We start from the raw sequence: 9724 nt of genomic DNA, 5'->3' as shown, positions 1-9724 counted from the left end.
CCACAACTCATCAGGAACCAACCGCCACGACAACGCATCAACCACAATGGACGATCATCCCGGACGACGGGTCAAGATCCAAACGAGACACGCTCTAAGCCCGCGAATCCCGTTGTTGGAACGAGAAAGCCCCGAAAGGTAGCGCATCATGGCACTCCCCAAGATCTGTGACGTGGCGAAGCTGTGGGCTGAGCCGGAGCTCCGGTTCACGCCCGGTGGGAAGGCGGTCCTGACACTCCCGCTTGTGTTCGGCAAGCGGAAGAAGAACGCGAACGGTGAGTGGGAAGACGCAGGATCGCTGTTCGTCAGGGGCACCGCGTGGGACGACCTGGCTGAGCATGCGGCGGAGTCGTTCGCCAAGGGCGACATGGTGATCGTGCAGGGCGAGCTCTACCAGCGGGAGTACGAAAAGGACGGCGAGAAGCGCCAATCCCTCGAGATGACCGTGTACGCGGTCGGCCCCGATGTGAAGCGGGCGTCTGTGTCGGTGAACCGCGTGGAGCGGACGAAGGAAGCAGCGCCGGCCGATGACCCGTGGGGCGGGACCAACACACAAGAAGCTCCCTTCTGACTCGAACGGTAGGCGACGTGATGAGGAAGATCCCAACGTTGTTTCAGCGACGCCTTGATGACCGGCGGTACGTGGACCGCATCATCAACTCCGACTGTTCGTGGGTACTGAATGGGGAAGGTGTCGCCACGCGCAAGTACGACGGCACCTGCGTGAGGCTCGACGACGACGGCCAGTGGTGGGCGCGCCGCGAGGTCAAGCGAGGCAAGACCGCGCCGGAGAACTTCATGCCGGTGGAGACGGACGACACCACGGGCAAGACGGTGGGCTGGGAGCCGATCGAGCAGTCGTCGTTCGCGAAGTTCCACGCTGAGGCTGTCGAACCGCTCACGCAGTTCGGCGCACTCGTTGGCCAACCAATGAAGCCGGGGACGTTCGAGTTGATCGGCCCGAAGATCAACGGCAACCCAGAAGGCTGCATGTTCCATCGATTGGAGCGGCACGCCGCTGCAGAGCAAATCGACGGCCTGCCGTTGGACTTCGAGGGGCTTCGCGAGGCGATGCGGAACCTCGACGAGGAAGGCATCGAGGGCGTGGTGTGGCACCACCCCGACGGGCGCATGGCGAAGCTGAAGGTCCGTGACTTCCCGAGAGACGGTTCGTGATGGCACGGGACGGCTGGGAGCCGATGAACTCCCATGAGCACTACGACGCTGCGATGGAACTGGCCGAAGCGGCTGGTGAACAGGTTTGGACCGACGCCCGCGGGACCAGCTTGGACGGCCTGCACGAGGCAGCGACAGAGCACCTGCTGGCGGCGATCTATCTGGAGCTCAGGCGCAGCAACGACCTCGCCCAGGGAGCCGTGCAGGGGGACCGGGGCGAAACGCTGGTCCCGCGCTGTCAAGCAGCCGACGTCCGGGCCGGCGAGGTGTTCGCCCAGTGCGGTCTGCCCGCGGGACACGACGGCGGCCACGAGGACGTCCACGGCCGCCCGGTCCATCCCACGAGGAAGGGGGAGTAGTGAACCAGGCGTTCAACGAGTTCGTCTCCGCGTTCGAAGCCCACCACAAGGCGCGGCCCGACCTGCGCAGGGGGCAGGCCGCATACGAAACGCTGTGGAAGTGGGACCTTCGGCTCGCGTCCAAGGTCGACGGGTCGGAGATCGATCCGTACTACGTCGGCGAGCGGCTCTCCGGCTTCCTGGAGTGGGTTGCGGCGCACCTGAAGGCGGCGTCGTGACCACCGTGGTGGGGTTGGACCTCAGCCTGACCAACGCCGGGTGCGCGGTCATCACCACCGACGGCACCGACTACAGCGTCGAGTCGTGGGTGAAGTTGTCCAAGGGCCGCCGGGGGGGGGGACACGTTGCGGGACCGTTGGGACCGCCTGTGCAGTATCCGCATGGACGTGGTGGGGTACGTCGCCGATGCTGAACTGGTTGTGGTCGAAGGCCCCGCCTATGGCGCGTCGGGGGCGTCGCAGCACGACCGGGCTGGCAGCTGGTGGCAGGTGGTCGGTCGGCTGCTGTCGTCGGATGTGCCGGTGGTGGTGGCCGCGCCGGCGACGGTGAAGAAGTTCGCTGCCGGTTCTGGCAGAGCGGACAAGGCGGCTGTGGCGATGTCGATGGCTCGGACCTGGCCGCAGTGGGATCCGCTGCTGGCGGTTCGCGCGGAGGACATGGCCGACGCCGTTGCCTGCGCATCGCTGGGGCTGGCGTTGCTGGGCCTGCAGCCGTTCCCGATGCAGAAGTGGCGGCAGGAGTCGTTGGCCAAGGTTCAGCTCCCCGACGAGATGGAGGCGGCGTGATGCTCGACGCTCGTCCTTGTCCTCCGTCCATGAAGCGCCAGTGCCCGGGTCCGACCAATCCTGAAACCGCGGAACCGTGCGCCTGGGAACCGTGCACGAACCTCGTCGACGACCCGTTCTGGTGGTGCTCCGACTTCCACATGCAGCAGTGGATGCGCGAACACAACGAGGGCGCAGCGTGACCGGCTTCTACTACCCGGGCTTCAGCTTTCTCGCGACCTGCCCGAGGTGCGCGGCCCCCGGCCCACACCACTCGGGGTACCTCGAGGCCCAGCCACCGACGGTGCGGGAAGTCGAGACGTCGCCGGGTGAGTACGAGCTGGTACGCAGGTGGGGCGCGATTCCCGCAGGGGTGAAACGAACGTGCACGGCATGCGGCAACGGTTGGCAAGAGAGGCTGGACAGGTGAGCGAACGAGAGTCGATGCGACTGACGGAGCCCGTACTTCGGTTCTCCCCGGGCGGCACGCTTTCCGCGTCGCAGGAAATGGACAAGGAACGGACGCTTCCGCGCGCTGAGCTGTTGCACGAAGCGGCGGAGGTGATCACCGGCGACCGGAACAAGTCGTACGGCGAGCCCACCGCCAACTTCGACAACACAGCCCGCGTCTGGACCGCCCAGCTCGGCCACAAGCTGAAGGACGGGGCGGAGTTCACCGCCTCCGACGTGGCCCAGCTGATGATCGGCCTGAAGCTGGCGCGGCTCGTGGCGGACCCGAAGCGGGACACATGGCTCGACATCGCCGGCTACGCCGGCTGCGGCTGGGAGACCGTCGAGGGGGAGGCGTCGTGAATCTCCACGACCTCCCCGACGCGGGGTGTGCGCATTCGATGACAGGGATCGCGTGGTGGAGGCGTAGCGAAGCATCGGGCTGACCGTCATGCAGGTCGCGCCCGGCGACTCCTAACGAGTCCGTAACGCCGCTAACGACCATCCGGTAGGGCTCGACATACCGTGCGTTCCAGCCTCAGGAGGGGATCCATGACCTATCCACCGCCCTACGGGCAGTACCCGCAGCAGCCGCCCTACGGGCAGTACCAGGCACCACCTCCGTCAGAGCACAACGGCGTTTGCATTGCAGGGATGGCCGTCGGGGTCATCGCGCTGGTGTTCCTGATCTTGGCTCCGGCGATCGCCTTTATCTTGTCTGGCATCACGTTGATCCTGTCGAGCGCCGGTCAGATCAATGGAGGTAAGAAGAACCAACGCACGTCGACTGGGACAGCGGGGATCGCATGTGGGGCGACAGCCCTGGGACTGTCCATCTTCGTCATGGTGATGGGCTACCCGGGTGTCGTCTGAGTAGTGGAATCGAAATTGCGACAAATTGATGTAGAAGGCGGAGTTTTCATCGTCGAACAGGATTGAACGGTCCGACTGCTACGGGCTCTTTCTGGGAATTTCTCGCATCTTCGTATTGTTCTATAGAGGTATGCGACGCTGTCTTATGCTCTTCCCCAGAAAGGCCTGATGGATGTCTGATCCTCGTATGCTCCGGCGTCTCCACGACGAATTGCGACAGGTTGCGCGAGAATTGGTCGACGGAAGCACCGGCGCCGTAGTCCGCGACGACAACACGACCACGCGCCACGTACAGCCCCCACTGCTCGGACAGCTCCGCGAAGCCGTTGCGCCCACCTCTGATGGCGGACAGGGCAACGGGAGTGGCACGTACACCCCGCTCAACGAGCACGTAGTGGACGTCCTCACCCAGATCGAGGCAGACGCCGCAGACCTGCATGTGAAAGCCACCATGCAGGACGGATGCACCGCCGAAGACCGCATCCGGGCGATGGTCGAGATCGCCGGCCGTTGGACGAACGTGGACCACGTGGGCGCCATGCTGAACTACCTGCGCGAGTGGTCCCGCGAGATCCGCGACGTGCTCGACCCGCCCAAGCGATTCGACCTCGTAGCGCCGTGTCCAGCGTGCGGAGTTCGGTTCGTGTGGCGACAGCAGGATGGGGAGTCGGTGAAGGGGCCGACCCTGTCGGTCGACGGACGCACGGGGTGCACCTGCCTGGACTGTGGCCATGTGTGGCCGCCAGCGCAGCTGACGCACCTGGCGATGGCAATCGGTTGCGAGTCGATCACTGGTTCGGCGTCGGCTGGATAGCGGGCGCACCCCGCATTCAAATGTCCGAAACCCGCTCAGCCGTCTGGTTGCTGTCAGTCTTCTGGCTGTGGTGCTCCGTTGGGCCAGACACAGGGCGAGTCGCCGAGGAGGAAGAGCTCGTTGAGCGGGTTTGTGCGGAGGCCGAGTGTGTACTCATCCTGGGGGCTAACAACGCGTAGCGTGTCAGCATCTTCGGTGAGAACGCGGTAGCCGTTCTTCTCCCACCATTCCTTAAGCTGCGAGAACTGTTCCTTGATGGATTCTGCGGGAATATTCTTAATTTGGTATGCGAGACTCGCGAATACGCGACCCCGCGGGCCCGGATCGCCAGGGTCCTCGCATGGGCTTTCCTTGTGATGTGAGAACGTCTCGAACTGGGCTGCCTCCGGAAAAGCTTCCCGGGTGCGTTGCATGTGCTCTTCGAGCTTTTCGTTGGCCCGCTGAATAGTGATGGTGTCTTGCGTGGTGTCTCCGGATTCCTCTGTGGGATTCCCGCATGAACCCAGTAAGAGTAGAGAGATTGCTGCGAGAAGTGATGCCGCCACTTTTCTGGGGGAGTATTCCATCACGGCTGACCTGCTATATTCAAATGCCTAGAACCGCTCAGCCGCATGGTTGCTGTCAGTCTTCGGGCTGTGGTGTTCCGTTGGGCCAGACACAGGGCGAGTCGCCGAGGAGGAAGAGCTCGTTGAGTCGGTTCGTACGGAGGCCCAGCTTGTATTCATCTTCGGTGTTAATGACGCTGAGAAGCTCGTCATCTTCGTGGGTGACCTGATAACCGTTGCTTGTCCACCACTGTTTTGCTGTAGTGAACTGGTCCTTGATTCCATCGGCTGGAACATTTCTCACCTGGTATATGCGGCTGGCGAACTTCTTTCCTTTTGGCCCGGGGTCGCCTGGGTCCTCGCATGGACTGTTTTCGTACTTGGAGAACTCCTCGAACGTTGCGGAGTCTGGAAATGCTGAGTGGGATCGTTCGAGATGTTCCTCGAGTTTGTCGTTGGCCTGTTGGATGGTAATCGTCTTATCCATCGAAACTCCAGAATCGTCTGGCTCTGTGCCGCAGCCGCCGAGGATTGCTGCAGTGGCAAGTGGTAGTGTCACCATGGAGAATTTCTTGCGCACCCTCATTTCGCTGCACCCGCGATGATGTTCCCCATCTCCTTCAGTGCGGGGTTGCCAACGTCCCAATACTGGCTGTGCGAGTCGGCGTCGTACCCAAGTTGCCACCATTTTCCATCTGTTCCGGATTTCGATTCGAATACCTTAGCTCCGAAGTCTTCCTCAGTTGGATCGATGTCGAACACCGGGGCTTCTGCCACCGGGTCGTTTTCGTCGGCTGTCGCCCAAACATGCCCGTCTGGGACGTTAAGTTCGCTTGCATGGGGAGCGTCCACGCCGGGGCTGCCAACAAGGACGAGATCATCGACCGGAAGCTCGTAGTCTTGGACCGTCTTTCCGACCGTCGTTCCTCCATAACTATGCCCGATCAAAGTGTTGTGACGTTCCGGAGCGTCCGCACTTCTAGCTTCCAGCAGTCCTTCCTGGAACCTTGCCAGGTCCGGCTCCGCGTCCTCGGCGTAGCTACCGCTCATGGCGTTGGGAATTGCGTCGGGTGCGTCGTAGCCGTGCCATGAGATCGTTGCCTGAGAAGTCGCACCTGCCAACCGGGCTTCGTCTGCCATACGCTCGGATCGGTCCATCGTCGAATACATGTTCCCGAGGTCGGATCCTGTTCCCGGGACGAACGTGGAGACGTGTTGTGCCGTGTCCGGGTTGCCGCGGGATACGGCAGCGGTACCGTCGCCCTGCCCGTCAACGTGGAGGAGAAAGTACTTCTCGCTACTGGAGTCGGGGAGGTCTTTGGTGCGGTTGACCCTGGCTTCGATGTCGTTGAGACCTTTGATTCGGTTATTGACGCTCTCGAGGTCGTTCTCGAGGCTGGGCTTTTGGAGCCTGCCTCCGGGACCTTGTTTCTTGCGAATCTCCTCTTCGAGGGATTTCCGTTCGGCCTGGAGTTTTTCGCGTTCCTCTCGGAGGATGACCATGTTCGCCGAGCTTCTGCTAGTGGTGTCGAGCCCATCGCGTGGTCCCACCAGGCGCGGATAGTCTTGGGCGAACCGTTTGCGCTGGGCGTCGCTGAGGGTGGCCCACCAGGCCGCGTTTTGGGCGGCCGTGGCGTCGTTGAGCGGTGGCGGGGTAGGGATGCTCAGTGTTCCGAGTTTCGCCCCGGCGTCACCGGCCGCTGACAGCGATGTCGCGCTGCTGTCGGCATCGATCGTATCGGACGACAGGACTTTGTCCAGGACGGTACAGAGGTCGTTGTCGATGTCCCGTGCACTGCGCAGGATCTGGCTCACGCGTTCGGTCAGCTCCGACTTGACGGCAGCGCGTTCGTCCGCGACGGCTTGTTGCTGGGCTTTCGGTGTATCCGGCGGCGGCCCCTGATCGGTGATCGAGCCATCGTCGGCGATGCTGAAGTTGTTGGCCTTGGCCAGCTCCTCGGCTTCGGACACCCCGTTCTTCACGCCGCCGATCGCATCACTCGCTGCGCCGCATGCCTTACGTACTGCCGCGATCTCCGCGGTCCACTCACCGAGACTCTCCACCAGCTGACCACAGCGGCTGCCGGCGGCTTGTGCGGCCTCGCCGGACCATCCGTCCGGGATACCGATCTTGCCGAGGTCCTCACCAGCAGTGATGAGCTCGTTGTACTCGCGGTTGAGCGCACCGATCGCTTCACCGAGCGGCCCACCAGTCCACTGACGCACATCTGCCCACGTGACCATCAGAACGCCCTGGAACGGCCCGTCGAACCATCCAGGTCCATCCGGGCAGCGTCATCAGAGCTGCGGTACTTTTCTGCGGCGCTGGACAGGTTTTGCGCGTACTGATCCAGCGCGTCGGCGGTCCGTGCTCCCTTGCCCTGCCAGGACTCCTTCACCCGCGCAAGTTTCGCTACGGCCTGAGCCCCTTTGATCCCTGCGGGCCCGTCCGGCAGTGCCGCGGCGGGTTTGACTGCGCGCACGCCTTGCGCCACACCTTCCGCTGCACTACTCGCGTTCGCGATGGCCTCGATCTTCGCTTCGAACCCCATCGGCCCCCTCTAAGCCTTGCTGTGATCTCGGCGTCACAGTGTGCCACTGACCCCATGGCGGTACAACGCAATCAGTCAAGACCACGTGGCACTACTCACCGAATCGAGCGACACCTACGCCGTCGGGGTAGGTGAAACTACTCGCCGTTGGAGTGGACGGTGACTCACTCTGCACCGCTAGCGATGGGCTATGGGGGACGAAGACTGCGTGTGGACAGGTGGTCCATGCCGCTGTGTGTCCGATTCTCGAGAACTTGGCCGTCGGTTGGGATCCGAATGGTTCTAGATTGCCGGTGCCTGATGGTCACATCTCGTGCCGATTCGTCAGTGACCGTCATCACTTAAACCACTGTCACAGTTTCCTTCAGCAGCCCCGCGGTCAGCGGAGCCCGTGCCACTGGCGCACGGTCGTGCGGTCGACGCCCATGAACGAAGCGGGTCCGCCTTGCAGGCGCCGCCCCAGCGACATGTTGGTGTCGTGATCACGTGCTCGTCAGCGCGACGGGAGTTCGCGGGTGACGGTGAGCAGTAGAGGGGAGGCGGTGTGGATCTGGGCGGCGATGTCCCCGATGAGCTCGGCCAGCCAGCCGATCGCGTCGCAGGACCATTCGGCGAGTTGTCCGCTAAGTGACACGCCGTTTCCGGGCGGACCGTTCCAGAGTCGGTCGTCGAACGGTGGTTGCGGAATGAGGTCCGGGACAGAGGCGCCGTGAGCGCCGGGCGTGAATACGTCCTGGTTCAGCGTTCCGAGGCGGTCGACCAGGTGCTGTGCTGCGGCGGGGGAAAAGCGGTGTTGGCCCTGGTTGATATCCACGGTCACCCGCGTTCGGGCGTGCGGGGCGGTCTCGGCGAACCAATCGGTCGTCCGCATCGCCGGCTCGCGCGCCCACGGTGGGCGGGACTTGGGATTCAGGCCCTGAACCGGGAGCAACAGCTGGACAGCATGTATGTCGACGGTCCCGGCACGCGTTGTTGCGTCCTCCGCGCACCGCAGTAGTGGCTGAACGGGCAGTGGCCGGTCGTGGGCCACGGGGCTGACCTCGACCTGGAACCAGGAGACTAGGTTCGTCTCGGCCGTGAATGGGTGTTCCCACCCGGCGTCGTTCATGCCCCACAGTCCCGGTGCGCGTCGCACGTCGCCATGTGCGTCGCTCCCGGCCGATGTGTCATCGAGCCAGCCCATGGCAAGGGATCGTTGGAAAAATAGTTGGTAGGCGTCGTGTTCTGGATCGTGCCACGCGTGCGGGGTCAATTCGCCGTGCAGTGCAGCGATCATGGTGCCGGCGGCCCGACGGCCCGCCGGCACCATGCCCGGCTGCGCTGCTGAGATACCGCGCTCTGCCACGTAAGGTCACTCCTTCAGATCTCCGACCTCAGCCCGCTTGTTCTTCGGACATGCTAGGGCATCCGATCAGGGGCAGAGTGCTACGCGTTTACCGTCCGAATCGCTTGTCAGGAACGCTTGCGTCTACGCGGTCTAGCTGAACACTCGGCACGGAACATCAGCCTGGCGATATGGGTTCTCGCCAGTGTCGATCTCGTCGACCACATCAACGTCTACGTGGTTCCGCCAAGATGTCCCGACGTTACTTTCACAGGCTGCGCGTGCCGTGGAACGGTCCCCGCGCCCTCCTCCTGGGTAGAGCCGCTCGGTCGGCGAACACGCTTTCTGACGCCAGGTATTGTCGGTGTAGTACTCATAAAGACAGGGGTAGACGTCCGCCTGGGTGCCGGTGCAGTCTCCTTGGCGCCAGAATCCGTGCCCCGAGACGTCGCCGCCGGATGGGTGTGGGCTGTCCGGCACACTTTCGGGGGTGCAACCGATCTGCCTAGGACCTGCGGGCTTGTTCGATTCCGTGGCCATTGGGATTTCCTGGCCGTTGCTGTCCAAATATACGGCTGTGTCGGCGGCTCCAGGAGGGGCAATGCCCGGAACGGCTTCCTGGGATGTCGTATAAATTGCACTTGACTGCTGTATGGCGGGTTTGGTGACGGCCGTCGACGTTGGAGCGTGTGCTGGATTCACGGTTCTGGTTTCCGGGCTTGCAATAGCCGAAGACTGTGACATTGCAAATAGGCTTAGAGCCCCTAATACTCCAGCCGTAGATCGTGATGGTCATGGTTCTCTGGTGGATTGTTGCTGGTAGTGGGCCTGCCGGGCTCGGTATTGATGCTGTCTGCGCCAGGCTGA

General features: G+C 63.0%; 13 protein-coding genes. 8 read left to right on the top strand and 5 right to left on the bottom strand.

What is annotated here, in order from left to right; all coding sequences use genetic code 11:
- The first annotated feature begins 148 nt into the window (after positions 1-148).
- The 8 genes from ssb (at position 149) to IF64_RS26350 (ending at position 4436) form a co-directional block, all read left to right on the top strand.
- Positions 149-571, top strand: a complete 423-nt coding sequence (ssb, locus tag IF64_RS0124670) for a single-stranded DNA-binding protein (RefSeq protein WP_030534569.1) — start codon at positions 149-151, stop codon at positions 569-571.
- A 20-nt stretch (positions 572-591) separates the two neighbouring features.
- A complete protein-coding gene (locus IF64_RS0124665) occupies positions 592-1176 on the top strand; it encodes an RNA ligase 1 family protein (protein ID WP_030534568.1) in 585 nt (194 codons plus the stop codon).
- Complete coding sequence (locus tag IF64_RS0124660) at positions 1176-1535, top strand: hypothetical protein (protein WP_145600286.1); 360 nt, start codon at positions 1176-1178, stop codon at positions 1533-1535. Before IF64_RS0124665 ends, IF64_RS0124660 begins: the two co-directional genes overlap by 1 nt.
- Positions 1535-1753: a hypothetical protein gene (locus IF64_RS0124655; protein WP_030534566.1), complete on the top strand. Its 219-nt coding sequence runs from the start codon at positions 1535-1537 to the stop codon at positions 1751-1753. Before IF64_RS0124660 ends, IF64_RS0124655 begins: the two co-directional genes overlap by 1 nt.
- A gap of 162 nt (positions 1754-1915) precedes the next feature.
- On the top strand, positions 1916-2320 hold the full coding sequence (locus tag IF64_RS25785) for a RuvC family protein (RefSeq protein ID WP_051758141.1): 405 nt from the start codon (positions 1916-1918) through the stop codon (positions 2318-2320).
- A 423-nt stretch (positions 2321-2743) separates the two neighbouring features.
- Positions 2744-3112, top strand: coding sequence for a DUF6378 domain-containing protein (locus IF64_RS0124640; protein ID WP_145600288.1), 369 nt, complete (start codon positions 2744-2746; stop codon positions 3110-3112).
- Between the two features lie 189 nt (positions 3113-3301).
- A complete protein-coding gene (locus IF64_RS0124635) occupies positions 3302-3622 on the top strand; it encodes a hypothetical protein (RefSeq protein ID WP_030534563.1) in 321 nt (106 codons plus the stop codon).
- A gap of 172 nt (positions 3623-3794) precedes the next feature.
- Positions 3795-4436 (top strand): DUF7340 domain-containing protein, encoded by a 642-nt coding sequence (locus IF64_RS26350; RefSeq protein WP_428829441.1) that lies wholly within the window; start codon positions 3795-3797, stop codon positions 4434-4436.
- A gap of 53 nt (positions 4437-4489) precedes the next feature.
- Here the strand turns inward: IF64_RS26350 and IF64_RS27380 are convergent, their stop codons facing one another.
- The 5 genes from IF64_RS27380 to IF64_RS0124620 form a co-directional block, all read right to left on the bottom strand.
- Complete coding sequence (locus IF64_RS27380; RefSeq protein WP_145600290.1) at positions 4490-5005, bottom strand: hypothetical protein; 516 nt, start codon at positions 5003-5005, stop codon at positions 4490-4492.
- Between the two features lie 52 nt (positions 5006-5057).
- Positions 5058-5567, bottom strand: coding sequence for a hypothetical protein (locus IF64_RS27375; RefSeq protein ID WP_145600292.1), 510 nt, complete (start codon positions 5565-5567; stop codon positions 5058-5060).
- Positions 5564-7225: an alpha/beta hydrolase gene (locus tag IF64_RS0124625; RefSeq protein WP_030534561.1), complete on the bottom strand. Its 1662-nt coding sequence runs from the start codon at positions 7223-7225 to the stop codon at positions 5564-5566. Before IF64_RS0124625 ends, IF64_RS27375 begins: the two co-directional genes overlap by 4 nt.
- Positions 7225-7533: a type VII secretion target gene (locus IF64_RS26845; RefSeq protein WP_084706093.1), complete on the bottom strand. Its 309-nt coding sequence runs from the start codon at positions 7531-7533 to the stop codon at positions 7225-7227. Before IF64_RS26845 ends, IF64_RS0124625 begins: the two co-directional genes overlap by 1 nt.
- A gap of 493 nt (positions 7534-8026) precedes the next feature.
- On the bottom strand, positions 8027-8878 hold the full coding sequence (locus IF64_RS0124620) for a hypothetical protein (RefSeq protein WP_030534560.1): 852 nt from the start codon (positions 8876-8878) through the stop codon (positions 8027-8029).
- Positions 8879-9724 lie beyond the last annotated feature (846 nt).

This window comes from Prauserella rugosa (genome assembly GCF_000719975.1).
Classification (GTDB): domain Bacteria; phylum Actinomycetota; class Actinomycetes; order Mycobacteriales; family Pseudonocardiaceae; genus Prauserella; species Prauserella rugosa.
Note: the sequence above shows the minus strand (reverse complement) of the source record. Positions and strands in the feature narration are given on the sequence as shown.

What these genes read in the sequence shown, in the direction of transcription:
- IF64_RS0124665 (WP_030534568.1), top strand. Translation starts at nt 592, where the DNA reads ATGAGGAAGATCCCAACGTTGTTTCAGCGACGCCTTGATGACCGGCGG.
- IF64_RS27375 (WP_145600292.1), bottom strand. Translation starts at nt 5,567, where the DNA reads ATGAGGGTGCGCAAGAAATTCTCCATGGTGACACTACCACTTGCCACT.
- IF64_RS0124625 (WP_030534561.1), bottom strand. Translation starts at nt 7,225, where the DNA reads ATGGTCACGTGGGCAGATGTGCGTCAGTGGACTGGTGGGCCGCTCGGT.
- IF64_RS26845 (WP_084706093.1), bottom strand. Translation starts at nt 7,533, where the DNA reads ATGGGGTTCGAAGCGAAGATCGAGGCCATCGCGAACGCGAGTAGTGCA.
- ssb (WP_030534569.1), top strand. Translation starts at nt 149, where the DNA reads ATGGCACTCCCCAAGATCTGTGACGTGGCGAAGCTGTGGGCTGAGCCG.
- IF64_RS0124635 (WP_030534563.1), top strand. Translation starts at nt 3,302, where the DNA reads ATGACCTATCCACCGCCCTACGGGCAGTACCCGCAGCAGCCGCCCTAC.
- IF64_RS25785 (WP_051758141.1), top strand. Translation starts at nt 1,916, where the DNA reads ATGGACGTGGTGGGGTACGTCGCCGATGCTGAACTGGTTGTGGTCGAA.
- IF64_RS0124660 (WP_145600286.1), top strand. Translation starts at nt 1,176, where the DNA reads ATGGCACGGGACGGCTGGGAGCCGATGAACTCCCATGAGCACTACGAC.
- IF64_RS26350 (WP_428829441.1), top strand. Translation starts at nt 3,795, where the DNA reads ATGTCTGATCCTCGTATGCTCCGGCGTCTCCACGACGAATTGCGACAG.
- IF64_RS0124640 (WP_145600288.1), top strand. Translation starts at nt 2,744, where the DNA reads ATGCGACTGACGGAGCCCGTACTTCGGTTCTCCCCGGGCGGCACGCTT.